The sequence below is a fragment of the Nocardia sichangensis genome (assembly GCF_047200615.1).
GTDB classification, from domain to species: Bacteria; Actinomycetota; Actinomycetes; order Mycobacteriales; family Mycobacteriaceae; genus Nocardia; species Nocardia sichangensis.
The window spans coordinates 83,451-108,639 of sequence record NZ_JBJZOK010000006.1; the positions used below are offsets into that span (position 1 = coordinate 83,451).

Annotated in this window: 24 protein-coding genes; 8 read left to right on the forward strand and 16 right to left on the reverse strand. The window is 69.0% G+C overall.

Going from position 1 to position 25,189, the window contains the following annotated elements; all coding sequences use genetic code 11:
- Nucleotides 1-42 precede the first annotated feature (42 nt).
- Together mnmA and ACL03I_RS10540 are read right to left on the reverse strand one after the other, a co-directional pair.
- A complete protein-coding gene (mnmA, locus tag ACL03I_RS10535; protein ID WP_412805782.1) occupies nt 43-1,158 on the reverse strand; it encodes a tRNA 2-thiouridine(34) synthase MnmA in 1,116 nt (371 codons plus the stop codon).
- Nucleotides 1,158-2,387 (reverse strand): cysteine desulfurase family protein, encoded by a 1,230-nt coding sequence (locus ACL03I_RS10540; protein WP_412805783.1) that lies wholly within the window; start codon nt 2,385-2,387, stop codon nt 1,158-1,160. Before ACL03I_RS10540 ends, mnmA begins: the two co-directional genes overlap by 1 nt.
- A 262-nt stretch (nt 2,388-2,649) precedes the next feature.
- Between ACL03I_RS10540 and ACL03I_RS10545 the strand changes: the two genes are divergently transcribed.
- Nucleotides 2,650-3,036, forward strand: a complete 387-nt coding sequence (locus tag ACL03I_RS10545) for a hypothetical protein (protein ID WP_412805784.1) — start codon at nt 2,650-2,652, stop codon at nt 3,034-3,036.
- 215 nt (nt 3,037-3,251) lie between these two features.
- Here ACL03I_RS10545 and ACL03I_RS10550 read toward each other — a convergent pair whose 3' ends face one another.
- From ACL03I_RS10550 to ACL03I_RS10565, 4 genes are all read right to left on the reverse strand, one after another.
- Nucleotides 3,252-4,244 carry an isopenicillin N synthase family dioxygenase gene (locus ACL03I_RS10550; RefSeq protein WP_412805785.1) on the reverse strand — a complete coding sequence of 331 codons (993 nt, stop codon included), beginning with the start codon at nt 4,242-4,244 and terminating at the stop codon, nt 3,252-3,254.
- Between the two features lie 41 nt (nt 4,245-4,285).
- Nucleotides 4,286-5,311: a lysophospholipid acyltransferase family protein gene (locus ACL03I_RS10555; protein WP_412805786.1), complete on the reverse strand. Its 1,026-nt coding sequence runs from the start codon at nt 5,309-5,311 to the stop codon at nt 4,286-4,288.
- 5 nt (nt 5,312-5,316) lie between these two features.
- Nucleotides 5,317-6,144, reverse strand: a complete 828-nt coding sequence (locus ACL03I_RS10560) for a GNAT family N-acetyltransferase (RefSeq protein ID WP_412805787.1) — start codon at nt 6,142-6,144, stop codon at nt 5,317-5,319.
- Between the two features lie 264 nt (nt 6,145-6,408).
- Complete coding sequence (locus ACL03I_RS10565; RefSeq protein ID WP_412805788.1) at nt 6,409-7,701, reverse strand: NAD(P)/FAD-dependent oxidoreductase; 1,293 nt, start codon at nt 7,699-7,701, stop codon at nt 6,409-6,411.
- Between the two features lie 112 nt (nt 7,702-7,813).
- Between ACL03I_RS10565 and ACL03I_RS10570 the strand changes: the two genes are divergently transcribed.
- A complete protein-coding gene (locus ACL03I_RS10570) occupies nt 7,814-8,671 on the forward strand; it encodes a LysR family transcriptional regulator (protein WP_355078783.1) in 858 nt (285 codons plus the stop codon).
- Between the two features lie 362 nt (nt 8,672-9,033).
- On the opposite strand, the gene ACL03I_RS10575 is transcribed toward ACL03I_RS10570, so the two are convergent.
- Complete coding sequence (locus tag ACL03I_RS10575) at nt 9,034-9,732, reverse strand: hypothetical protein (RefSeq protein WP_412805789.1); 699 nt, start codon at nt 9,730-9,732, stop codon at nt 9,034-9,036.
- Between the two features lie 236 nt (nt 9,733-9,968).
- On the opposite strand from ACL03I_RS10575, the gene ACL03I_RS10580 reads away from it, so the two are divergent.
- Nucleotides 9,969-10,862, forward strand: coding sequence for a helix-turn-helix domain-containing protein (locus ACL03I_RS10580; protein ID WP_412805790.1), 894 nt, complete (start codon nt 9,969-9,971; stop codon nt 10,860-10,862).
- The gene (locus ACL03I_RS10585; protein WP_355078779.1) at nt 10,859-11,068 is read left to right on the forward strand and encodes a DUF397 domain-containing protein; all 210 of its coding nucleotides are present in this window, start codon (nt 10,859-10,861) and stop codon (nt 11,066-11,068) included. The genes ACL03I_RS10580 and ACL03I_RS10585 overlap by 4 nt, the downstream gene beginning before the upstream one ends.
- Nucleotides 11,069-11,283: 215 nt before the next feature.
- On the opposite strand, the gene ACL03I_RS10590 is transcribed toward ACL03I_RS10585, so the two are convergent.
- The 4 genes from ACL03I_RS10590 to ACL03I_RS10605 all read right to left on the reverse strand — a co-directional run bounded on the left by ACL03I_RS10590 (nt 11,284) and on the right by ACL03I_RS10605 (nt 14,916).
- Complete coding sequence (locus ACL03I_RS10590) at nt 11,284-12,339, reverse strand: cobalamin-independent methionine synthase II family protein (RefSeq protein WP_412805791.1); 1,056 nt, start codon at nt 12,337-12,339, stop codon at nt 11,284-11,286.
- Nucleotides 12,340-12,643: 304 nt separating this feature from the next.
- Entirely contained in the window at nt 12,644-12,865 is a 222-nt protein-coding gene (locus ACL03I_RS10595) for a hypothetical protein (RefSeq protein WP_355078777.1), read from the reverse strand.
- Nucleotides 12,866-13,137: 272 nt separating this feature from the next.
- Entirely contained in the window at nt 13,138-14,094 is a 957-nt protein-coding gene (locus ACL03I_RS10600; RefSeq protein WP_355078776.1) for an electron transfer flavoprotein subunit alpha/FixB family protein, read from the reverse strand.
- Between the two features lie 36 nt (nt 14,095-14,130).
- Nucleotides 14,131-14,916 carry an electron transfer flavoprotein subunit beta/FixA family protein gene (locus tag ACL03I_RS10605; protein ID WP_355078775.1) on the reverse strand — a complete coding sequence of 262 codons (786 nt, stop codon included), beginning with the start codon at nt 14,914-14,916 and terminating at the stop codon, nt 14,131-14,133.
- Between the two features lie 262 nt (nt 14,917-15,178).
- Between ACL03I_RS10605 and ACL03I_RS10610 the strand changes: the two genes are divergently transcribed.
- Genes ACL03I_RS10610 through ACL03I_RS10620 form a run of 3 tightly spaced genes read left to right on the forward strand, consistent with a single transcriptional unit; the run spans nt 15,179 to nt 18,911 of the window.
- A complete protein-coding gene (locus ACL03I_RS10610) occupies nt 15,179-15,997 on the forward strand; it encodes a methyltransferase domain-containing protein (protein WP_355078774.1) in 819 nt (272 codons plus the stop codon).
- On the forward strand, nt 15,994-17,661 hold the full coding sequence (locus tag ACL03I_RS10615) for a glycoside hydrolase family 57 protein (RefSeq protein ID WP_355078773.1): 1,668 nt from the start codon (nt 15,994-15,996) through the stop codon (nt 17,659-17,661). Before ACL03I_RS10610 ends, ACL03I_RS10615 begins: the two co-directional genes overlap by 4 nt.
- A complete protein-coding gene (locus ACL03I_RS10620; protein ID WP_039795312.1) occupies nt 17,658-18,911 on the forward strand; it encodes a glycosyltransferase family 4 protein in 1,254 nt (417 codons plus the stop codon). Before ACL03I_RS10615 ends, ACL03I_RS10620 begins: the two co-directional genes overlap by 4 nt.
- Before the next feature lie 4 nt (nt 18,912-18,915).
- On the opposite strand, the gene ACL03I_RS10625 is transcribed toward ACL03I_RS10620, so the two are convergent.
- Both ACL03I_RS10625 and ACL03I_RS10630 read right to left on the reverse strand, forming a co-directional pair.
- Nucleotides 18,916-19,461: a DUF1697 domain-containing protein gene (locus ACL03I_RS10625; protein ID WP_355078772.1), complete on the reverse strand. Its 546-nt coding sequence runs from the start codon at nt 19,459-19,461 to the stop codon at nt 18,916-18,918.
- Nucleotides 19,462-19,494: 33 nt separating this feature from the next.
- A complete protein-coding gene (locus ACL03I_RS10630) occupies nt 19,495-20,244 on the reverse strand; it encodes an acyltransferase (protein ID WP_355078771.1) in 750 nt (249 codons plus the stop codon).
- A 232-nt stretch (nt 20,245-20,476) separates the two neighbouring features.
- Between ACL03I_RS10630 and ACL03I_RS10635 the strand changes: the two genes are divergently transcribed.
- Nucleotides 20,477-21,775 (forward strand): outer membrane protein assembly factor BamB family protein, encoded by a 1,299-nt coding sequence (locus tag ACL03I_RS10635; protein ID WP_355078770.1) that lies wholly within the window; start codon nt 20,477-20,479, stop codon nt 21,773-21,775.
- A gap of 260 nt (nt 21,776-22,035) precedes the next feature.
- Here ACL03I_RS10635 and ACL03I_RS10640 read toward each other — a convergent pair whose 3' ends face one another.
- From ACL03I_RS10640 to ACL03I_RS10650, 3 genes are all read right to left on the reverse strand, one after another.
- Entirely contained in the window at nt 22,036-23,199 is a 1,164-nt protein-coding gene (locus ACL03I_RS10640) for a THUMP-like domain-containing protein (RefSeq protein ID WP_412805792.1), read from the reverse strand.
- Nucleotides 23,200-23,395: 196 nt separating this feature from the next.
- Nucleotides 23,396-24,373: a methyltransferase domain-containing protein gene (locus ACL03I_RS10645; RefSeq protein WP_412805793.1), complete on the reverse strand. Its 978-nt coding sequence runs from the start codon at nt 24,371-24,373 to the stop codon at nt 23,396-23,398.
- Between the two features lie 37 nt (nt 24,374-24,410).
- On the reverse strand, nt 24,411-25,187 hold the full coding sequence (locus tag ACL03I_RS10650) for an enoyl-CoA hydratase-related protein (RefSeq protein WP_355078767.1): 777 nt from the start codon (nt 25,185-25,187) through the stop codon (nt 24,411-24,413).
- Nucleotides 25,188-25,189 lie beyond the last annotated feature (2 nt).

Consider the following 25,189-nt stretch of genomic DNA (forward strand, 5'->3'; position numbering starts at 1 on the left):
CCCAGTTTTCCGCACCGGACGACACCGGAGGATGGTGCGGGATCACCGCGCCGCCTCGGCCCCCGTTTCACTCGTGACAGACTCTTGCGCGGTGCCGGAGATGGTCCCGCTGCCGATCACCTCGTCACCCTCGGGATCCGGACGGTAGACGACCACGGCTTGGCCGCGCGCGACGCCGGTCAGCGGCTCGCGCAGCCGCACGAGCAGTCCGTCGCCCACCGCCTCGGCCACCGCGGGCGCGGTGCCGCCGTGCGCGCGCACCTGCGCCACGCACTCGATCGGGCCCGCGGGCGCGGAGCCGGACGTCCAGATCGCGCGCTCCGCCTCGATCGTCCAGACCTGCAAGTCCTCGGCCGACCCCACGCGGACCGTGCCGGACTCGGGATCGATGCCGGTGACGTACCGCGGCTTGCCGTCGGCGGCGGGACCCGGCAACCCCAGGCCCTTGCGCTGGCCGATGGTGAATCCGTGCACGCCCTCGTGCCGCGCGAGCTCCCGGCCGTCGGCGTCGACGACCGCGCCGGGCCGGATGCCGATCTTCGCGCCAAGGAAGGCGCGCGTGTCGCCGGAGGGGATGAAGCAGATGTCGTGGCTGTCGGGCTTGTTCGCGACGGCGAGCCCGCGCTCGGCGGCCTCGGCGCGGATCTGCGGCTTGGGGGTGTCGCCCACCGGGAACATCGCGCGCGAGAGCTGCTGCGCGGTCAGCACAGCCAGCACATAGGACTGGTCCTTGTCGGCGTCGACGGCGCGCCGCAGCACACCGTCCTCGAGCCGCGCGTAGTGCCCGGTGACCACGGCATCGAAGCCGAGCGCCACCGCCCGGTCGGCCAGGGCGGAGAACTTGATCTTCTCGTTGCAGCGCAGGCATGGGTTCGGCGTCTCGCCCGCCGCGTAGGCCGCGACGAAGTCGTCGATGACGTCTTCCTTGAAGCGGTCGGCGAAATCCCAGACGTAGAACGGGATGCCGAGCACGTCGGCGGCGCGCCGGGCGTCACCCGCGTCCTCCTTCGAGCAGCAACCGCGCGATCCGGTGCGCAGCGTGCCCGGTGTCGCCGACAGCGCCAGATGCACCCCGACCACCTCGTGACCGGCGTCGACGGCACGCGCCGCCGCCACGGCCGAATCCACACCACCGCTCATCGCGGCGAGTACCCGCATCAAACACCTCCTTTCGCACCGGCCAGGCCCGCGGCCTTGGCCCGCTCCACCACTTGCGGCAAGACTTTCAGTACTGCGTCGACGTCGGCACGCGTCGAGGTGTGCCCCAGCGAGAAGCGCAGCGATCCGCGCGCCTGCCAGGGTTCGACACCCATCGCGATCAGCACGTGACTGGGCGTGGCGACGCCCGCGGTGCACGCCGAACCGGTCGAGCATTCGATCCCCGCCGCGTCCAGCAGCATCAGTAGCGAATCCCCTTCGCAGCCGGGAAAAGTGACGTGCGCGTTGCCGGGTAGCCGCCGTTCGCCGGCCGGACCGTTGAGCACCGCGTCGGGCGCCGTCGCGCGGATGCCGTCGATCAACGCGTCCCGCAACGCGACCAGCTCGGCGGTCCGGGCGTGTAGTTCGATCGAAGTCTGGCGCAGCGCGGCGGCCAGCCCGATCGCGGCCGCCGTGTCCGAGGTGCCCGACCGCAGGTCGCGCTCGTGCCCGCCGCCGTGCAGCAGCGGCACGCACGGCACCTGCCTGCCGAGCAGTAGCACCCCGATACCGTGCGGGCCGCCGACCTTGTGCCCGGCGAAGCTGGCCGCGGACAGGCCGCTCGCGGCGAAGTCGATGGGCAGCTGCGCCGCCGCCTGCACCGCGTCGCTGTGCATCGGCACGCCGAATTCGGCTGCGACGGAGGCGATTTCGACGATCGGCTGGATCGTGCCGACCTCGTTGTTCGCCCACATGACGGTGACCAGCGCGACCTCGTCGGGATGGGCGGCGAGCGCGGCGCGCAGCGCTCCGGCCGCGACCACGCCCTCGGCGTCGACCGGCAGCCAGGTGACTTCCGCGCCCTCGTGCCGCTCCAGCCACTCCACCGCGTCGATCACCGCGTGGTGCTCGACCGAGCTGGCGATGATCCGGTTCCGGCGCGGATCGGCGTCGCGGCGCGCCCAGAAGATGCCCTTCACCGCCAGGTTGTCGCTCTCGGTGCCGCCGGAGGTGAAGATGACCTCCGAGGGCCGGGCGCCCAGGTCTGCCGCGATCGACTCGCGCGCCTCCTCCAGCAGCCGACGGGCGGCGCGCCCGGAGCCGTGCAACGAGGACGCGTTGCCCGTGCTGCGCAAGGCAGCCGTCATCGCCTCGATGGCCGCGGGCAGCATCGGTGTGGTGGCCGCGTGATCGAGGTAGACCGTCTGGGGCGCAGCACCGTTGACCGGACCCGAAAAAGCCGACTTCATGACCAGTTAAGGATAGCCGTCACCCTCCGCCGGTTATTCCCCCCTGCTCGCCCGCTCGCGCGGGGTCCGTTCACGGACCCGGTTCAGGCTTGAACGCCCTGCGACCGGCGAAATCTCAGGGTTTTCACCTATTGAATGTACCGCTATTTAGCGGTACGTTATTCAGCGTGTTGATCGCCGATCCGTTCCGTTCCGGGAGTGGATCCGGGGCCGAAACGCCGAGCGGTCGACGCCCGGACGAATCGATAGTGAGGAAGTTCCGATGGACCATCACACCCATGGACGCACGCGACGCGTGCTGGCACGCGCCGCGGCCGCGTCCGCACTCGCCCTGATGCCGGTCGCCGCCGTCGCGGTGCCCGCGCTCGCCGACCCGATCGTGCTCGAGCAGGCCGACCAGCTCGATGCGACCCACGGCCGCCACGGCCACGACGACTGGAATCGCGGCAGGCACAACGACTGGGACCGCGGCCGCAACGACGACTGGTTCCGCGGCCGCAACGACGACTGGTTCCGCGGCCGCAACGACGACTGGTTCCGCGGCCGCAACGACGACTGGTTCCGCGGCCGCGACCGCCACGACGACTGGGATCACGGCAGGCCCGGCTGGGACAACAGGTGGCGGCCGCCGACGGGAAGCGGCTTCTGAGTTCTTCCACGATTCACGGGGCGAGCCGACATCGGCTCGCCCCGTACGTCGACCCGGACGCCCGATGTCGACGGTCCCGCCCAGCGCGCGATCCCGCTCGGCCGCCGCGAAGTCGCCCGTCGCGCGTTCGAGCATTTTGCGGCCCGACACCCTGCGGCGCAGAGCGACCCGCGGCGCACGGCTGCCTCCGGCGCCGACAGTCCGCGGCGCGTCTGTCAGTAGGCGCTGACGGCCTCGCCCGGGGTGATGCCGTGGTGCAGCAACGCGACCTCCGGGTGGGCGCGGGTGCGGGACTTCCACGCGTTCGCGCCGTAGGTGTCGAAGATCGGGTTGTCCGGATCGGCCTCGACGCCGCGACAGCGGGTCGCGAGTTCGGGCGGCAGCTCGATGATCGGGATGGTGGCGTCCAAAGCCGGGTTGAGGAAGAACGGGATCGAGACGCGATCGGTGCCCGGCTCCGACGCCAGTACGCGGTGCCGGGTGGCGCGCAGATATCCCCCTGCGGCGACTTCCAGCAGCTCGCCGATGTTGACTATGAACGCTCCTGGCAGTGGCGGCACGTCCACCCATTCTCCCGGCGACAGCTCCGCCTGCAGTCCCCGTGAACCCGGCTCGACCAGCAGCAGCGTGAGCACGCCCGAATCCTTGTGCGCCCCGACCCCCTGCGGATTCTGCTCGTTGCCCGGATACCGCACCACTTTGATCAGGGTGGCGGGCAGGTCGGCGAACGCGGCGTCGAAGAGATCCGCGGACGCGCCGAGGGCCACCGCCCACTGTCGCAGCAGCCGCATGCCCACCTCGGAAAGCGATTCGCTCCACGCTTCGAATACCTCGCGTAGTTCCGGCAGCGCGGACGGCCACAAGTTCGGTCCTTGCAGCCGCCAATACCCCTCCGCGCCGTCGATCACCTTCTGCTCGGGACCGATATCGATCTGCTCGCGCCAGTCCACCTTGCCGTTGGTCAGCTCACCGCCGAGCCGGGAGTATCCGCGGAACTGCGGACTCTTCAGCTGACTGATCTCCTCCTTCGCGGCGGCGGGCAACGCGAAGAACCGCCGCGCGACGGCCACCACCTCGTTCGACCGGTCGGCGGCGATGCCGTGACCGATCAGATAGAAGAATCCGGTCTCGTGTGTGGCCGACAGAAGATCTGCGCGGAACCGTTCCGGATCGCGGTCGGCGTCGGCGAGGTCGAGAACTGGAAGCATACGAACCACTATCGCGCGTTATGCCGCGCCGTGTAGCCCAGCTACGCTTTCGTCTCCTGCCGCACGGCCGCGGTATTGCGGCGACCGCGCAACACGCGCCGCGGCCTGCGCACCTCCGGGGCGACGGTCGCTACCGAGGGGTCCTGCACTCGGGTGTGCCCCGCCTCGATCCATTCCGTGGTTTCGTGGCGCGACGACGCGGCGCCGCGAACGGCGGCCTCGCAGCGGCGGGCCAGTTCGCGCCGGTCGGGGCCGGGTTCCAGCACCGGTTCCAGCACCACTTCGGCGACCATTCCGCGCGAACGCAGCACCCGCCCGGCGGAGGAGCCGAAGGTGTCGACGCCGACGAAAGCGGGCACCGTGCACGGCACACCGTGCCGGTCCAGGTACCGCAATCGCACCGGCTGCACGGGGGTGCCGGTGTCCACCGCCGCCTGGAGCAACGCGGGACGCATGCTGCCGTAGGCGCGGCCACACCACGTGGTGCCCTCGGGGAAGACGCCGATCCGCTCACCGGCGGCCAGCCGCGCTCCGACCGCGGCCACTACGCCCGGCAACTGCCGCAGGCTCTCGCGTTCGATCGGGATCACCCGCATCAACTCGGCGAGTTTTCCGATCATCGGCCAGTCCAGCATGTCGGCGCGGGCCACGAAGCCGAGCGGCTGCACCGAGGCCAAGGCGACGATGTCGGTCCAGCTGATGTGCCCGGTGACGATCAGCACACCCCGGCCTGCGGCGCCGAAACCGGCGGGTGCGAGCGTGGTGTCGCCCTCATCGACGACACCGCGCTCTTCCGCGGTCACCCGGTTGTCGACGACGCGCAACCGCAGGCCGATGGAACCGAGCAGTAGGCGCGCGTAGCCGCGCTGCAACGGCGCACGCTTGCCGCGCGGGGTCACCGCGTGCGCGATCGGGTAGCTGAGCAGCAGGCCGGCGACTCCGGCCAGCCGGGCGGCCACCCGCGCCGGGCCGACTTGGTCGATCGAATCGATGCAGCCGGAACCGCAGGGGCTCGACGGCATCCATGCGTGCGCGGCGGACGGGGCGGGTGGCGCGTCGAAGACCACGGTCCTCACCGTCCCCCGTCGAACGACGCGGCGGCGTCTTGTAGGCGATTGAGGTAGCGGGTGTTGATGGTGTTCAGCCCGAGCAGCACGACGAAGTCGGCGACCGCGAAGGCGGGATCGTGGGCGGGCTCGCCGCAGATCTCCGCGCCCAGCCGCAGGTAGCCGCGCACCAGCGGGGGCAGCTTCGGCCGCGACGGCGGGGTCAGTTCGTCGAGGGTCTTGCCGTCGACGATCACCGGGTTGTAGGGGTGCACCCGGCGCTCCGGGTCGGAGGCGTGCCGGCCGAGCAGCATGTCGCGCACGCCGCGCACGTTCACTCCGGGCGGGTCGGCCGGGGTGTCCTGCATCGGCACCGACACGCAGCCCATCACCCACTCGTAGCCGGTGAGCTGGATGTAGTGCAAAATCCCCGCCCACATGAGGGTGAGCACCGAGCCGTTGCGGTGGTCGGGGACCACGCACGCGCGGCCCATCTCGACGATCCGCATGCCTTCCGGATCCAGTTGCGCGAGATCGAATTCCGTCGCCGTGTAGTACCCGCCCGCCGCGGCGACCTTGTCCGGCGGCAGCATCCGGTAGCAGCCGACGAATTCCCCGCTGGCGTCGTCGCGCACCAGCATGTGGTCGCAGTGCTCGTCGAAATGGTCGGCGTCCAAACCGCTGCCGTCGTCCGGAATCCGGAAACCCGGCTCGTTGGCGAACACGTTGTAGCGCAGGCGCTGCGCGGCGACGCGGTGATCGAGGTCGGAGGAGACCACCAGCGAGTAACGTGACCGTCCCTCCCTGGAGTCCGTCGGTCGAGCCGGGGCTGTCAGCACGGACGAAATAGTCATATCCACGATGAAGCCAGTCCGACAATGCGCCCCAGCAACCTCGAAGTGTCGCCGCGATGCCGGTTGGGTGAACGAGACGGCTGTCACACCGAGCGTTCACCGAACGGTTCCACCGCGTTCGCCCTCCCGCACCGAAACCGCTTCCGACATGCGGTTTACCGTGCGAATCGCGGTTCGTTCCTGGGCAGCGTGAATGCCGCGCGCACCGTGAATCGCGCCGCCTTTCGATCGTGCGCGACGCGATTCTCAGGTGCGAGAAGCCATTTAAGCGGCTCGACTCTCCGCGGCGAGTACCTTCGGCGCGGTCGCCTCCTCCTCGGCGAAACCGGGGCGCCCGGTGAAGATGAACGCGACCAGCCAGGACGCGACCGCGGCGAAGCGGTTGCGGAAACCGACCAGGTAGAACAGGTGCACCGCGAGCCACATGAACCAGGCGATCACACCGCGGAAGGTGATGCGGTCGTTCAGCTTCGTCACGGCGCTGAACCGGCTGATCACCGCCATGCTGCCCTTGTCCCAGTAGGTGAAGGGCGTGCCGGGCTGCTTCTTGCGGCGGATGATGTCGGCGGCGTGCCTGCCTTCCTGCATGGCCACCGGCGATTGCCCGGGGTAGCCGTTGAGCGAGGTCATGTCGCCGATGGCGTAGATGTCGGCGTAGCCGCCGACGGTGAGATCGGGGTTGATCAGCAATCGGCCGGCCCGGTCGGTCGCCACGCCCGTGGCCTCGGCCAGGATCTTCGCGAACCCGCCCGCCTGCACGCCCGCCGACCACACCACGGTCTCGGCCGCGATGGCGTGCTCGACCCCGTCGGCGCTCTTGACGGTGGCCTTGCCGTGCTCGATGTCGGTGACGAAGGTGCCGAGCAGCACCTCCACGCCGCTGCCGGTCAGCGACTTCTTCGCGTACTCCGACAGCCCGCCGCCGAACGGCGGGAGCACCTCGCCCGCGCCCTCCACGAGCGTGACCGAAACCTCCTGGTGGTAATACCGTTTCGCCAGCTCCTTCAGCTGACCGGCCACCTCGACGCCGGTCGCGCCCGCGCCGACCACGACGAAGCTCAGCAGCTTGCGCCTGGTCTGCTCGTCGGCCTGCGCGGCTTCGGCGAAGACGCGCGCGATCTGGGCGCGCAGCCGCCGCGCGTCATCGATGGTCTTGAGCGAATAGGTCTTCTCCGCGAAGTCGTCGCGGCCGAAGTAGGACTGGCTCGCGCCGGTGGCCGCGATCAGCGAGCCGTAGCGGATGCGGTGCGAAACGCCCTCGTGTTCGTAGGTGACGATGGCGCGGTCGGGATCGATGCCGACCACGGTGCCGAGGCGAACGTCGGCCTCGCGATGGCGGCGCAGGATGCCCGCGATCGGCGGCGCGATCTCCTCCGATGTGAGCACACCGGTCGCTACCTGGTACAACAGCGGTTGGAACAGATGCTCGGGCGTGCTGGAGATCAGCACATAGTCCACCCCCGACTTGGCCAGTTGCTTGGCGGCGGCGAGCCCGCCGAACCCCGATCCGACAATGACGACACCCGCGGTTTCGATTCCCGCGTCCACGTACTGCATGACAGCCTCCTTCTCTCATTACGAACCGCGATCCGGAGGGCGGATATTTCAGGTGTGTGGGCGCATAATTAAGATGACTCTTATCTCGATTCGTAATTAATCAGGAGGCGCCGTGGAACTTCGGCAGCTCACCTACTTCGTCGCGGTGTGCGAGGAGCTCAGCTTCAGCGGCGCCGCGGCGCGCTGCTTCATCTCGCAGTCGGCGATCAGCCACCAGATCTCCCGGCTCGAACGCGACCTCGGTGTGCAACTGTTCGAGCGCTCGACCCGCTCGGTCGTGCCCACCGACGCCACCGCACGGCTACTTCCCCTTGCGAAACAAATGCTGAGCCTGGAGTCGGCCATCCGCGCCGCCGTGCGGACGGTCGGCCCGCGCATCCGGCTGGCCGCGAACATGTCCTTCGCCACCCGCTCGCTGTCGGCCATCGCGGGGGCGCGCGCCGCGCATCCGGAGGCGGAGATCGAGTTCGTCATCAAACCCTTCCGTCAGCGCATCACCGCGGTGACCGACGGCGACTGCGATCTGGCCCTGATCCGCGGCCGCGTCGACCAGCCCGGCCTCGTGGTCGAGCAGCTGTGGGTCGAGGATCTGGTGATCGCCACCTCCAGCGCGCATCCGCTGGCCACGAAGGACACGGTGACCCTGGCGGATCTGGCCTCCTACCCCCTGTTACTCCCCCCGGAGCAGGAACAGGTGTTGCTACACACGGTGATCCGCAACGCGTTCGCCGAACTGCCTACCGGCCCCACCTTCGGCCCGCCCATCCCGCCGGACCACACCGCGACGATGGAGCTGATCAACCGGCCCGAGGCGTGGACGGTGCTCTACGCGGAGAGCACGACCGAGGGTCTGGTGGTGCTGCGGCTGGCCGAATCCAAGCTGCGCATCCCCGTGTCGGCGGTCCTGCGCGCCGACGCCCGGCGCTCACCGATCCTCGACACCCTGCTCACCGCATTGCATCGTTGCTGATTCAGGCCGCGAGGGACGACGACGCCCCTCGCGGCGACATGGTTGTCGTTGAAGTTGCTGTGGGTGGTCTCGTCCGGACCGAGTCGTGCTCACGTCCGGCCATCGCGGCAAATGGTGGAGGGTCGATGGCACGGGAAAAGGTGTGACCAGAAGTCGTGGCGAACCGCGTCCCATAGTCCGGTCAATTCCGGCAGCAGTTCGCGGGCTTGCGTGAGGTCGGGGTACGAGCCGGGGTGGTACGAGGCGATCGGCGTCATGTCGGATGCGTCCCGCACGACCAAGATCGCGATGCGGTGACCTTCCAGTCGCCAGGTAGCCCGAAAGCCCTCGGCTTCGGTGTGGTGGATGTCGCGCATTCCACATCAGTCCCGCTCGCTTCGCGCGACATCGAACGGACGGGAGACCGGGGTTCGGGAATCCGCGACGGAAGCGGTGAGCGCGTCCAGCACATTCAGCAGTGTTTCCAGGTCGGGGCCAGGCGAGAAGGGCAGTCGATCGGCGGATTCGAACGCCAGACCGCGAGCGGCGGCACGTTCGCGTGGGCTCGAAACCGGCGGAACGAGCTTGCCCGCCCGCACCAGGCAGCTGAGCGCCGACGCCTTCCGTGGACAGGTGACGGCACGACAACCTCTGTGCTGCTGCATGATTCGATGCGACTCGGCGATGGTGAGCGAGTGGTCGGGGTGGGTGTGGCCGGGGCCGGTCGCACCGGGCTGAGCACGCGCCCAGGTCATCGCGGGACACACCGTTTCGAGGTCGCAGGTTTCACAGACTCGCGCGGGGGTGTGGTCCACGGTGGTCAGGTCGTGGACGACGAGAGCGGCAGCCTGCACGCCGACCGCGACGGCCAGCGCGTATCCGACCGGATCGACTTCACCTGCCGGGGGCCGGACGGTGTAGAGGTAGTGGTAGCCCAATCGCTCGGCGTGGCGGCGTATCTCGGTCGCGTGCCGAGATGTGTGCAGACTGGATATGTCGGGCCGTACCAGCCCTACGGCATTGGGCTTCTGTATCTTCTGCGTGGCGGGTCGGCCGTTCGTGCCGATCTTCTGGGTACGCATCGTCGCTCCCGAATCATCTTGACAGCGTGCGGGTTTCGGATTCGTTCTGCTGAGACGCCCCCCTGCGCGGGTTTCCGCCTCGAACGCCGAAAACCAGCACACCACCCGTGACCAGCGGATACGCTCGAAAACGAGCACCCACTCCTGATCGGCTCAATTACCCAGGACGGTGCTCGGTTCTCGAGCTGACCGAGATCGGTTTGCAATCCCGCACGACTCACTTTTAGGAGACCTGCGTGACCAACCCTGATGAAGAAGGCCCCTCATCGACCCTGCCGCGTCGCCAACTCGGACGCTTCCTGCGCGACCGCCGCGAAGCGGCGGGCTTCACCATCGCCGAGGCCGCCAAGCTCGTAGATCTATCGCGGGCCGTACTCCAACGCTTGGAGACCGGCCAGATCCAAAAAGTCCGCAAGCAGGATGCGCAGGCGCTCTGCGAGCTGTACGGCGTAGATGCCACGGACACCAAAGCGGCGGTCGACCTTGCTGTACAAGCGAAGACCAAAAGCTGGTATCACGCGTATGGAGGCCTGTACAGCGGCGCTTTCAACATGTACGTCGGACTGGAAGCCGCTGCGCGACGACTGACCACGTACCACGAACACGTTCCTGGCTGGTTGCAGACCGCGGACTACGCGCGCGCGGTGATCGGGGCATATCCAGGATTCAACAGCGAGGACATCGATCGGCGCGTGGAGCATCGATTGAGGCGGCAAGCCATCGTCACCCGAAAGACCAAGCCGGTCTTTCTGGAAGTCCTGCTGCACGAATCAGCACTCCACCGCATGATCGGCGGACCGAAGATCATGTCCACCCAGCACCGGCACATGGCCGAAATCTCGAAGCTGCCCAACGTCACACTGCGGATACATCCCTTCAGCGCCGGGCTGGCCTGGGGGATGCCGCACGGCCTGTTCATCATCATGGAGTTCGATTCGAACGCCAAAGGTGTGCCGGTCGAACCGCCGATTGTGTACTTGGAGGGAGGACCGGCGCAGGATGTATACCTAGAGAAAGCCGAGGAAATTCGGCTCTATAGTGAGCTCGCCTCGGCGATCCGGGACACGTGCCTGGGTGAAGTGGAATCGCGAGACCTGCTCCGGCGGGTGGCAAGGAGTTACGAGCGGTGAACGATGACCTATCCGGGGCGAATTGGTTCAAGAGCAGCCGCAGTGCCAGCGGTTCGCAATGCGTCGAAGTGGCATGGCTCCACAGCGGCATGATCGGCGTGCGGGACAGCAAGAACCCGACCGGCCCAGCGTTGGTGTTCGCGCCAGGTGAGTGGGACGCCTTCACCACAGGCGTGCAGGTCGGCGAATTCGACCGCCCCGCCTGACGAGAACTCGCAACCACTAACGGAAACGACCGGCCCCGCACCGCCCACCACATGGCCGGAGCGGGGCCGCTCCACATAGGTCCATCGAATCCCATTGCAGCGCAACGACCCTGCTGCGCATCTGCGCTGAACCTTCGGGCAACCGCAATCCGACTTCTCGCCGGACGAAACCGGCCCCGGTCCAACCGGGGCCGGTCGCACGACTCACCCCAGGGTCAGACGCCCAGTTCCGTCGCCGCCAGAGCTGTGCCCTCGATGCGCGCGCGGATCTTGGCGAACGCGGTCTCCCGCGAGGTGGAGGTGTCGTCGGCGAACGGCGAGAAGCCGCAGTCGTCGCAGGTGCCCAACCGATCGACGGGCAGGTAGCGGGCGGCGAGCAGCACCCGGTCGCGGACCTGTTCGGGTGTCTCGACCTGCGGGTCGATCGGGTCGGTGACACCGATGAACACCCGCGCCTCGGCGGGCAGGTGCTCGGCGACCACGGCGAGCACCTTCTCCGGATCCGGCTCGCTCGCGAACTGGAGGTAGAACGCGCCCACTCGCAGTTGCAGCAGCTTCGGCAGCAATTCGACGTAGTCCACGTCCAGGCTGTGCGTGGAGTCCTGGTCGCCGCCCGGGCAGGTGTGCACGCCGATCCTGGCCCGCTCCTCGTCCGAGAACCGGTCGAGCACTGTGTTGTTCAGCTCGATGAACTGGTCGAGCACACCGCCGCTCGGATCCAGCTTGAGCGACAGTCGCCCTTCGGTGAAGTCGAGTTGCACCAGGTGCGCGCCCGCCTCCAGGCAGGCGCGGATGTCGGCCTCCGCCGCGTCGGCGAGGTCGGCGAGGAACTGCTCGCGGGGGTAACCCTCGATCCCGTCGGCCGGATACAGCAGGCTCAGCGCCGATGGCGCGATGACGGCCTGCTTCACCGGAACGGTGGCGTGCTGCTGCGCGTCGCGCAGATAGTCCGCCGCGTGCGCGGCATAGCGGAACGGACCGGAGGCCAGCCGGGGCAGCTGTCTCTGGTGTCCGTCGGCGAACGGGATGATCGCCCCGTCCGGGGCCAGATTATCGAGCCCGGCAATCGGATAGGTGGCGAAGCTCGGCTTGGACTGCTCGCCGTCGGTGACGACGGGAGAGCCGAGTTCTTCCAGCTTGCGCACGGTCTCGGCGACCGCGCTCCGCTGGAGTTCGGCGAGCGCGGTGGCGTCGCCGGATTCGTCGGCCATAGCGGCCAACAGATCGTGAGGTCGAGGGATGCTACCGATCGGTTCCGTTGGGATGCTCACCGGCCGAGTGTAAGTCCGCCACCCGCATCGCCGACGCGAAATCGCCTGCACCGTAATTTCTTTCGCAGCGGTCACGATTTTCGCTCACCTGGCCTCTAGAGTTCGCCTCTCGACAGGCCATCATCGGTCTCACGCTCGAGTTCGGGCGGCTGGACCAGGCCGAATGGCAGTCGGAGGCGGACGTTTCGGCGGTGGTCGAAAAACGGAACAGGACCACCGCTCGACGCGGTGGTCCTGAGGTCGTACGACAGATCGTGCGGCGAGGGCGGTGCAGACCAAAATCAGCCCGCCCTCACCACTTCGATCAGCGGAAGATGCCCATCCGCCAGCCGTTTCCTGCGGCCTTGCAGCTGTAATGGGGGACGTTGATGTCGCCCTCGGAAACGCGCCGCGCCTCCTCTCGCTTCGCGGCGGCCAGGCATTCCTTTTCGTTCGGATACACCTCTGCCTGCGCCGCAGGCGCCAAGGCGATCAGTGCCCCCGTGGCCAGCGCGCCCATCAGCAGTCCCGTAACCGTCTTCTTCATCTCTGATCCCCTAGTGTCGATGACTCCCCCCCTTCGGGGGATTTGACGCCAATGAAACTAGCAAGCAACGCAGGAGATCGGCGAATGGAGTCGTCAACCGTGCCGATCACGAGCAGCGCCGGGCCATCTGACCGGTTATGCCACTGCACCCCAACCGATCACACGGCGCATGGGTGGGCAGTGGAAGTGCTGCCGCAGCAGACTGACCAACTCAGCGAAAGGCGGCCCCGGCCTCTGAAGGTCGGGGCCGCCTTTCGACCGGCCGAAGGGTGTCAGCCCTTGTGCGTCTTGACCGCTTCGGTCAGCTGCGGCGCGACGTTGAACAGGTCGCCCACGATGCCGTAGTCGGCGATCTCGAAGATCGGCGCCTCTTCGTCCTTGTTGACGGCGACGATGGTCTTCGAGGTCTGCATGCCCGCGCGGTGCTGGATCGCGCCCGAGATGCCGAGGGCGATGTACAGCTGCGGGGAGACCGTCTTACCGGTCTGGCCGACCTGGAACTGGCCCGGGTAGTAGCCCGAGTCGACGGCGGCACGCGAAGCGCCCACGGCCGCGCCGAGCGAGTCGGCCAGGGCCTCGACCACCGAGAAGTTGTCGGCGGAACCGACGCCGCGGCCACCGGAGACCACGATGCTCGCCTCGGTGAGTTCCGGGCGGTCACCGCCGACGACCGGCTCGCGCGAGGTCACCTTGACCACGCCCTCTTCCTGCGCGGGCACCTCGACGGTCACCTTCTCGCCTGCGCCGGCCTGCGCGGAGGCCTCGACGGCGCCCGGGCGGACCGAGATCACCGGGACATCGCCGGTGACCTTGGCGTCGACGGTGAACGCGCCACCGAAGATGGAGTGCACGGCGGTGCCGTCGGACTTCACGTCGATGACGTCGACCAGCAGGCCGGAGCCGATGCGGGCGGCGAGGCGACCCGACACCTCCTTGCCCTCGGCGCTGGCGGCGACGATGACGGCGGCGGGCGAGACCGACTCGGTCAGCGCGGCCAGCACGTCGACCTTCGGGGTCACCAGGTAGTTCTCCACATCGTCGGACTCGGCGATGTAGATCTTCTCGGCGCCCGCGGCGGCCAGCGCGTCGGCCAGCTTCTCGCCGGTGCCCGCCGTGCCGAGCACGACGGCGGCGGGCTCGCCAAGGGCGCGAGCGGCGGTGAGCAGTTCGGTGCTGACCTTCTTGATCGCACCCTCGGCGTGCTCGACGAGCACGAGTACTTCAGCCATGTGTTCTCTCCTAGGAAGTCTGCAGCGCTACCGAGATCAGATGATCTTCTGGCCGATCAGGTACTGGGCGATCTTGGTGCCGCCGTCGCCTTCGTCGGCGATCTTCTCGCCCGCGGTGCGCGGAGGCTTCGGCGTGGCGGCGGTGACGGCGGAACCCGCGTTCGCGACGCCAACGGTCGAGGGGTCGACGCCCAGGTCGGCCAGCGTGAAGGTCTGCACTTCCTTCTTCTTCGCGGCCATGATGCCCTTGAAGGACGGGAAACGCGGCTCGTTGATCTTCTCGGTGACGCTGACGATGGCGGGCAGCGAGGCCTCCAGCTTGAACACGCCCTCGTCGGTCTCGCGCTCACCGGTGATCTTGTCGCCGTCGACGACCAGCTTGCGCAGGTGCGTCAGCTGCGGCAGGCCGAGGTACTCGGCGATGATCGCCGGCACCGCGCCCGCGCGGCCGTCGGTGGCCTCGTTGCCCGCGATGACCAGCTCGACACCCTCGACCTGACCGAGCGCACTCGCCAGCACCCACGCCGTCTGCACGGCGTCGGAGCCGTGGATGGCCGGGTCGTTGATGTGGATGGCCTTGTCGGCGCCCATGGACAGCGCCTTGCGGATGGCCTCGGTGGCGCGGTCGGGACCGGCGGCCAGCACGGTGACCTCACCGCCCTGGGCCTCCTTGATCAGCAGCGCCTCTTCGACGGCGCGCTCGTTGATCTCGTCGAGGACGGCGTCGGCGGCCTCGCGATCGAGCGTGAAGTCACCATCGGTGAGCTTGCGCTCGGACCAGGTGTCGGGAACCTGCTTGATGAGTACGACGATGTTCGGCATCGGTCTTCGTCGACCTCCTGTTCTGGTTACACGTATGTGGTGGTCGCACGAACTGCGCCGTACGCCCGGGTGGGTGGCTCAGGCCGTGACATTACCTTACGTTAAGTTACCCGTGGGTAACTTAGTGGCTTCTCTCTCACAATTGGTTACCACGCACTACAGTGCGCGGTTCCGGCGACCCCTTTCCCGGCGAGCGAAGCCGCCCTCCGGGGCAGCCGGGTGGGGTATGCCCCGCGGATGCGGTGCCAGTAACGTCGGAGTGATGAGCGAGGCTGTGATCCCTGCCGCAGTGGACGACCCGTCCGGCATCACCGTGGCATCCGAGACGAGCACCGGCGCCGTCGAACCACTGCCGCTGACCGGCGAGCGCACCGTTCCGGGCATCGCCGAGGAGAACTACTGGTTCCGCAGGCACGAGATCGCCTACGCCCGTCTGCTGGACCGTTGCGCCGGAAAGACGGTGCTGGAGGCGGGTTCCGGTGAGGGCTACGGCGCCGACATGATCGCCGGCGTGGCCACCAAGGTGATCGGCGTCGACTACGACACCGGCGCCGTCGAACACGTGCGCGTGCGCTACCCCCGCGTGGAGATGCTCCACGGCAACCTCGCCGAGCTGCCGCTGGAGGACGCCTCGGTCGACGTCGTGGTGAACTTCCAAGTGATCGAGCACCTTTGGGATCAGGCCCAGTTCCTGCGCGAATGCCTGCGCGTGCTTCGTCCCGGCGGTGAGCTGCTGATCAGCACCCCCAACCGGATCACCTTCTCGCCCGGTCGCGACACTCCGCTCAACCCGTTCCACACGAGGGAACTCAACGCGGCCGAGCTGACCGAATTGCTGGTCGAGGCCGGATTCGAGGTGTCGGAGATGATCGGCGTGCACCACGGGCCCGGCCTGAAAGCATTGGACGCCAAGCACGGCGGGTCGTTCATCGACGCGCAGATCGAACGCGCGCTGGCCGGTGAACCCTGGCCCGCGGAACTCACCGCGGACGTCGCGAGCGTCGCGGTGGACGATTTCGAGTTGCTGGCCGCGAACATCGACGCGAGCCTGGATCTGATCGCTATCGCGGTGAAGCCTTGACCGATCGCGGTACCGTGCCCGGCGGGCACGCGGCAAGTCCCGTGCCGGGCCAGTTCACCTTGGTCCTGCACTCCCACCTGCCCTGGCTGGCACATCACGGTCGCTGGCCGGTCGGCGAGGAATGGCTCTACCAGTCCTGGGCCGCCTCCTACCTGCCCGTCGTCGAAGTGTTGCGAACCCTTGCGGCCGAAGGCCGTTCGCATCTGCTCAGCCTCGGTATCACACCGGTACTCGCGGCCCAGCTGGACGACCCGCACTGCCTGGCGGGCATGCACCACTGGCTGGGCAACTGGCAGCTGCGCGCCGACGAAGCCGCCATGGCGGGCAATGTCGCGCTGGGCAGGCACGAACACCGCCTGGCCGCCGCCGCCCTGGCCGAGTTCGAGCAGTACTGGCGGCACGGCGCCGCGCCGGTCTGGCGCGCGCTCGTCGACGCGGAGGCCATCGAACTGCTCGGCGGCCCGCTGGCCCACCCGTTCCAGCCGCTGCTGGACCCACGGCTGCGCCAGTTCCAGCTCACCGAGGGCCTGGCCGACGCGCGACACCGCTGGGGCCACACACCGACCGGCATCTGGGCGCCGGAATGCGGCTACACCCCCGGCATGGAGGTCGGCTACGCCGCCGCGGGTGTGACGCATTTCATGGTCGACGGCCCCGCGCTGCGCGGCGATACCACGCTCGGCCGACCGGTCCGGGATTCCGACGTGGTCGCGTTCGGGCGCGATTTGCAGGTGAGTTACCGCGTGTGGTCACCGAAATCCGGCTATCCCGGCCACGGCGCCTACCGTGACTTTCATCACTATGACCACGCCACAGGTCTCAAACCCGCGCGGGTCACCGGCAAGACCGTCGCGGGCCCGGACAAGGCTCCCTACGATCCGGAACTCGCCGCCGCGGCCGTCGTCCGGGATGTGGACGACTTCGTGCGGACGGTGCGCGAGCGGTTGATCTCCGAGTCCGAGCGGATCGGCAGGCCCGCCCTGGTCGTCGCCGCGTTCGACACCGAACTGTTCGGCCACTGGTGGCACGAGGGCCCGCAGTGGCTGGCGCAGGTACTGCGGGCGCTGCCGGAGGCGGGCGTCACCGTGGGCACCCTCGCCGACGCCCGAGCGCGCGGCTACCTGGGCGAACCGGTGCCACTGGCCGACTCGTCCTGGGGTTCGGGCAAGGACTGGCGGGTGTGGGCGGGCGAACAAGTGCGCGACCTGGTCGAGCTCAACGACGACATCGTGCGGCTGACCCTGGACACCGTCGACAAGATGCGCGCCGCCCAGGGCGGCGCACCCGGACTCCGCGATCACGTCGCCGATCAGCTGCTGCGCGAAGCGATCCTGACCGTCTCCAGCGACTGGGCGTTCATGGTCAGCAAGGACTCCGCCGCGGGGTACGCGCGCGACCGCGCGCACCGCCACGCCCACGCCGTCCGGGAAATCGCCGCGGCCGTCGGGGCGGGCCAACTCGCGAAAGCACGGCAGTTGGCGGCAGGATGGGGGGCAGCTGACGGACTCTTCCCCGGCGTGGACGCGCGACGACTCACGTCCGCGGGGTCCGTACCCAGCGCCACCGGGGCAGTATCCGCCGCCGAGCCAGGCCCGGACTCCGCCACCGCGGACCACGGACCGGTTCCGGCGGACCCGGGCTCGGCCGCAGAAGGACTTGCATGAAGATTTTGATGGTGTCGTGGGAGTACCCACCCGTCGTGGTCGGCGGGCTGGGTAGGCACGTGCATCACCTCGCCGTCGAACTCGCCGCGGCCGGCCACGAGGTGGTCGTCCTGTCCCGGCGCCCCTCCGGCACCGACGCCTCCACCCATCCCACGCACTCCTACATCGCCGAAGGCGTGCTGGTGGTCGCGGTCGCCGAGGACCCGCCGGTGTTCGACTTCGGCGAGGACATGCTCGCCTGGACGCTGGCCATGGGACACGCCATGGTGCGCGCGGGCGTCGCGCTCGGGAAGCCTGGCATCGGCGACGGCTGGACGCCGGACGTGGTGCACGCGCACGACTGGCTGGTCGCCCACCCCGGCATCGCCCTGGCCGAGTACTACGACGTGCCGCTGGTGTCGACCATCCACGCCACCGAGGCCGGGCGGCACAGCGGCTGGGTCGCGGGCAAGGTCAACAAGCAGGTGCACTCGGTGGAGTGGTGGCTCGCCAACGAGTCCGACGCGCTGATCACCTGCTCGTCCTCCATGCAGGACGAAGTCGAGCGGCTCTACGGTCCGGAGCGGATCCCGATGACGGTGATCCGCAACGGCATCGACGTGGGCGCGTGGACTTTCCGCCCGCGCGCGCCGCGCAGCGGTCCGCCCCGGCTGCTATACGTGGGCAGGCTCGAGTACGAGAAGGGCGTGCAGGACGCGATCGCCGCGCTGCCGCGCATCCGCCGCGCCCACCCCGGCACCACCCTGACCGTCGCGGGCGTCGGCACCCAGTTCGAGTGGTTGCGCGAGCGCGCCCGGGTGCACCGCGTCGCCCGCGCGGTGAACTTCGCCGGTCAGCTCGACCACGCGGAACTGCTCGGCTGGCTGCACGGCGCCGACGCGATCGTGCTGCCGAGCCGATACGAACCGTTCGGCATCGTCGCGCTGGAGGCGGCCGCGGCGGGCACCCCGCTGATCACCTCGACGGCGGGCGGCCTGGGCGAGGCCGTGATCGACGGCGTCACCGGCGCCTCCTTCGCGCCCGCCGACGTCGACGGATTGGTCGAGGCGGTCCGCGCCACCCTCGACGACCCCGCCGCCGCGCAGCAGCGCGCCTACGCCGCCCGGGAACGGCTCACCGCCGACTTCGCCTGGGACGTGGTGGCCGCCGAGACCGCTCAGGTGTACCACTCGGCCAAGCGGCGGGTGCGCAACCCGTTGGGCCGCCCGTCCATCGTGGAACGCCCGCTGCCGGAACGCGATCCGAAGTAGCCCGCTAAGCCGCCAGTTTCTTGACGACGCGCTCGATCGTGAGCCAGGTGCGGGTGGTGATGTCCTTGCCGTATGTCTTCTCCAGCCAGGCCATGAAGTCGGGCGTCTTGCCCGGCTGACTGTTGTCGATGACCGCGAGGAAGGCACGGGCCGCCTCGTCGTAGCCCACGACCCGGGTGAGCGGGTCCGGCCGCTCGGGCAGGGTTGCCGGAGGCTCGGCCGTGTCCTTGAGGAACGTGGCGATCAGATACGTGCCGCGTCCGTGGGTCAGGCCGTGGAAAGGGTCGGTGTCCAGCAACGCGCGCAGTTCGTCGTGGCTGCGGATGATCGTGCCGCCGCCGATGCCCAATTCCTGGACCAGCGCCTGCTGGATACGCTCCTCGAGCGCGGGCACGTCGGTCTCCGCGCTGCGGAACACGATGTTGCCGCTGGTCAGCACCGAACCGACGCCCTCGAATCCGAGCGATTCGAACACCGCGCGCAACTTCGCGTTGCTCATGTTCGGATTGCTCGGCATGATCCCGCGCAACAGGGCGGCGTAGGCAGTCATAGCGCGAACCTACCCGCCCGCACCGACGAACTCTCAGGCGTTCTGCGCGGCACCGTTCTTCTTGCGCGCGATGTCCTCCAGCGCGGCAAGGTATTCGGCGCGCTGCTCGGCGCCCGCCTCCCAGGCCGCCTTGCGGTTCTTGACCACCTTGGCCGGCGCGCCGACGGCGATGCTGAAGTCCGGGATCTCGCCCTTGACCACGGCGTGCGCACCGAGCACGCAGCCGCGCCCGACGCGGGTGTCGCGCAGCACGGTCACCTTGGCCGCGATCCAGGTGTCGGGGCCGATGCGCACCGGGCTCTTCACGATGCCCTGGTCTTTGATCGGCACGTTGATGTCGTCCATCTTGTGGTCGAAGTCGCAGATGTAGCACCAGTCGGCGACCAGGGTCGATTCCCCGATCTCGATGTCGAGGTAGGTGTTGACCACGTTGTCCTTGCCGAACACCACCTTGTCGCCGATGCGCAGCGAACCCTCGTGGCAGCGGATCGCGTTGCCGTCGCCGATGTGCACCCAGCGGCCGATCTCCATGCGGCTCAGTTCCGGCGTGGCGTGGATCTCGACGCGGCGGCCGAGGAAGACCATGCCGCGCAGCACGATGTGCGGGTTGGCCAGGCGGAACTTGAACAGCCGGTAGTAACGCACCAGATACCAGGGCGTGTACGCCCGGTTCGCGAGCACCCAGCGCAGCGACGCCCGCGTCAGAAAACGCGCCTGCTGCGGATCCCGGCGGCGCGATCCCCGCCAGCGCGAGCGCAACGGTGCGCCCCACATGCTCGTCACGAACGGTTCTCCTGTCGTGGTCCTACCGGCCGTCGCCCGCCTCGGCGGCGACGGATAGAGCCTATCGCCCGTGGCGAGCATCGCGACGAGCACCCGCTACGACAACGCCGGGACTCGTTCACCCGCGCAAAGGCCTCCCGTACAGTGACTCCTGCGCCGGACAGGGCGCGGGTGCGAGCCAACGACGACAGGAGTACGGCAGGTGCGAAGCGGCGGCGTACTGGCTACTTCCATGTGGCGACCGTCCCGGAAACGCGCCGCGGTCGTGCTGGCCGCGGTCGGCGCGCTGACGCTGGCCGGTTGCGGCACCGACTACGACGACATCACCGTCGGCACCGGCAAGGGCTGGACCGCCGCCTACCACGACGTCCGCAACAGCGGCACCGCTCCGGTCACCGGGTCGCGGAAGCTCGGACTGAGCTGGCAGCGGCCGGTCGGCGGACCGATCGCCCAGCCGATCACGCTGGGGCCCGACGGCCAGCTGTTCGTCACCACGCGTCTGGCGAACTGCTCGATCTTCTCCTTCCAGATGGCCACCGGCCGCAAGCGGTTCTGCAACGCCCTCGGCCCGAGCGCGATCTCCTCGCCGTCGGCGGTCGACTGGATGTCCAATGTCTACATCGGCGACGACAGCAGGGTGATCTCCTTCAACTACCTGGGCCAGCCGCGGTGGGCGACGCCCGTGGCCGGAACGCCGGTCTCGGTGCAGTTCACCGGGGACGGCAAACTGCTGACGATCAGCCAGTCCGGTCAGGTCGACGTGCTGTCCAGGCAGACCGGGGACCGGGCGGTTCCGAGCGTGCAGTTGCTCGGCGAACCGGATTTCCTCGCGCACGCGGGCCTCGGCTGGCCGGACGCGGGCCAGGGACTGGACGACTGCGCCACCGGAGGGCCGCACTGCCCGGTCGCGAACATCTCCCCCATCGACGCCGCCAGTGGCCGTTTCTACGTGACGTTGTGGCAGCCGGGGCGGCCTGCCGCGTCCCTCGTCGCGCTGCGCTACACCGGCGCGAAGGTCGCGCGGGAGTGGAGCGCCGAGTTGTTGCTCGGTGGCAGCGCGACCAGTCCGGCCCTGTCCGCCGACGGCGGCACCGTCTACGTCGGCGACAACAACAACCGCCTGATCGCGCTCGACACCGTTGACGGGCGGACCAAGTGGGTGCACCGGCTGGATTGGACGCCGCGCGGCGGCATCTCGGTGTCCGACGACGGCCTGATCATCCCGTCGGGCGAGGAAGGCTACCTGCTCGCACTGCGGGACAACGGCGACAGTGTCGAGACGGTTTGGGAACGTAAGGATCTGGCGCTGCGCGGCCCTGCGGCGCAGACGGCGGGCGACACCGGCTACGTCACCGCGGCGATCGGCGACGGCCTGAACCTCGTCACCTTCGACACGCGGACCGGAACCACCATCGATTCCGACGTCCTCCCGGGCGCGAAGGGTACGACCACCGGTACGTCGGTCGGCGCGAAGGGTGAGGTCGTGGTCGCCACCCGCATCGGCGAGATCTTCGCGTTCACACCGGAATAGCGCCCGGTCGCGAGGTCCGGGTGCGGAGCCCGCTGGAGCGGCCCGCGCGCGGATACCAGCCGGGCAGACTCGTTTCGGATACCGGGCCCGCAGTGCAGACGCGGGGTTGATCCGCGCGGGCGACGCGGACGGTCGGCGCGGACGGTAGAGTCGCCGATCTTCGGCAGCGATCTGCCCGCACAGCCGACGGACCAACGGCCGACGCCGCACGGCTCGTCGTCGCGGGACTTCCGGCGTAGGGCACGATTCGCCCCGGATGGTCACGGGGTGACACAGAGGAAGACCGTCGCGCTACGGCCTATGCGAGTGATCACCAGCGTATGCGGTTGACTGCCACGGAGCTTGAGGCGCGAACGGAGGGCATCGGGGTCGATGTCGACACCCCGGGCGAGGATTTCGAGGGGTCCGCAGTCACGGCGATGCAGTTCGGCGCGGAGCGCCTTCTCGCGGAAGTCCATACGGTCGAGGACGCGGAAGCCACGTACTCCCTCGGGCACGGTGTCGCCGGTGAGATAGGCGATGCGGGGATCGAGTTGCCACAAGCCGTGTTTCGCGGCGTAGTGGCGGACGAGACCGGCGCGCACGACCGCGCCGTCCGGGTCGACGATCCACTGCCCCGGCGGGCGCTCGTCGATGACGTCGGGTTCGGCGTCGGTGATAGTCCAGGCGGCGGCCTTGGAGGAGAGCACCGTGGCCCGACGGGTGACGCCGGGCTCGGTGAGTCCCGACGACCAGAGGCACGCCTCGCGCACGGAGCCGTCGAGCGACACCACCTCCACCTCGCCGGGCCAGCCGAGACGGTCGAAATCCAAACCGGGCGCGCACTTCACGGCGAGATCGCGCCCACGATAGGCGTCGAGCAGATCCGGCAGTGGCGGTTGCAGTTTGGCCGGGTCGTGGGTGCGGCGGCCGTCGGCGCGCCGGGCCGGGTCGGCGGTCACGACGGTGTCGACGCTGCAAGGCGTCAGCGCATCCGCCTTGGCCAGCAAGACATTCCGATGACCGGACAGATTGCGGGACGCCATCACCAACCGTACGTCGTCCAGATCGCTGCCGAGCACGGCGGGACAGTGCGGCGCCAGGGCCGCCAGCTCCGCGCCGATCGAGCAGGTCACGTCGTGCACCGCCCGCCCGGCCAGGCGCGTGGCCCGGTGCCTGGCGACGGCGGTCGGGGTCGCCTGCTGCAAGGCGTCATCGGTGAACAACCACTCCCCCGCGTCGGCCAGTTTGGCCGTGGCGCGGCGGCGCAACCGGACCGTCTCGACAAGCGCCGCGGCGCGATCACCATAGGCGCCGCGCACCTGCTCGAGATCCTTCAGCAGGGACACAGACGTCAGCGCCAGGCGATCCACATCGGCCAGTGCGGCCCGACCGGTCGCGCTACCCAGGTACCCGACGTCGTCGCGGGTGAAGAGATAGCCCACTATCGGTCCCGCATCGGGATCGAGTCGACCCGCCTGATTCCGGCGATCGTGATCGTGCCGGTTCGGATCATGGAAGACCGAGCCCGGTCACGGCATTCGAACCGGCGCGGCGACATGGGCGCGTGTACACCCACCGCGGCAGCCCCGATGGCGCTGCCGCGATGAGCGATGCGGTCGCGACAGGTATCGCGCGCCACTACTTTCCGGCGGAGGTGGGCTTCACGCCGGTGATCATGGCGTTGTAGAAGAACTGGCGCGGGACGACACGGCGCATGACGTTCTCGTCCACCCAGCTCAGTCCCAGCCAGGCGCGGTACATCGCCATCCGGTAGCGCCAGGTGAGCTTCTCGGCGGGGACCGCGGCCTCGAAGGTGCGCACGGGCCAGCCCCACAGGGCGGCCGCGAACTCCTCGGTCTTGGCCGCCACCTCGACGGCGCCCGCCGAGCGAGCCATCGACTCCAGGGAGCGCGGATCGAAGGTGTGCAGGTCGACGACGGCCTCGAGGGCCGCCGCGCGCGAGGACTCGTCCAGCTCCTCCTGCGGACGCCGCCAGTCGCTGAGCAGCGGCAGCTTGGTCACCGTGGTGGTGGCCTTCCACGTGATGCGGCCCAGCCAGCGGGCGTAGAAGTTGCCGACCGTGGTCGGCTCACCGGCGAACACGAAGCGGCCGCCCGGCTTCAGCACGCGCAGGCACTCCTTGAGCGCCAGCTCGACGTCGGGGATGTGGTGCAGCACCGCGTGGCCGACCACCAGATCGAAGGTGTCGTCGTCGTAGGGGATGGTCTCCGCGTCGGCGACCCGGCCGTCCACGTCCAGGCCGAGGTTCTGCGCGTTGCGCAGCGCCACCTTCACCATGCCCGGCGACAGGTCGGTGACCGAGCCCGATTTCGCCACGCCCGCCTGCATCAGGTTCAGCAGGAAGAATCCGGTACCGCAGCCCAGTTCGAGCGCCTTGCCGTAGGGCAGCGGCGCGGGGCCGACGGCCAAGTCGAACCGGCCGCGCGCGTATTCGATACAGCGCTCGTCATAGGAAATGGACCATTTGTCGTCATAGGTCTCGGCTTCCCAGTCGTGGTAGAGCACCTGGGCCAGCTTCGTATCCTTGAGCGCTGCTTCGACCTCTGCCTCGGTGGCGTGCGGGTTCGGCGCGGGGTCGTCGGGACGTACCGTCATGGTCGGCAAGCCTACCCAAATCCGCAGTTGACGCCTGCTATCGGCCCACGAATTCGGCCGACCCTGGACCGTTGGCCAGATAAGAACCTGTTCCTATCAGGCGATCTTCCGTCGTGAACAGGGCCGACCACTCGCCGCGGGCGCGATCGAGGCCGTGCGGACCGGCTTCGAAAACCGCTTTCGCGGCGGCCAGCGCGCGGGCGGGACCGTCGGCGAACTGGCGCGCCCACCGCATCGCGGCGGTGTACACGTCGTCCGGCGCGACGACTTCGTCGACGAGGCCGAGCGCCTTCGCCTCGTCCGGTTCGACGAAACGACCAGTGTAGACGAGGTCCTTGGCCGCTCCCGGCCCGATCAGCAGGGACAGGCGCCGGATGCCCGCGAGCGGGATCAATCCCGTCTCGATCTGCGGCAGGCCCAATTTGACGTTGTCACCGATGATGCGGCGGTCCGCTCCCAGAGCCAACTCCAGCCCGCCGCCGAGGCAGTAACCGCTGATCGCCGCGACGGTGGGTTGCGGGATCCGGGCCAGACAGCCAAGGGCGTGCTGCAGGTCGGCCGCCATGGCGGCGGCCTGGGCGCTGCCGAGCCCGAACAGTTCGGCCACGTCGTCGCCCGCCGAGAACACTCGTTCGTCGCCGTACACCACCACCGCGGCGACACCCTGGTCCGCCGCGACGGCGTCCGCCGCCTCGGCCAGTTCGCGCGCCAGCTGCAGGTTCAGCAGGTTCATCGGCGGGCGGGCGATCCGGAGGACGGCCACGCGCCGCGCGGCATCGCCTTCGGTCAGCTCCAGGGTCACGAATTCGGCCATGG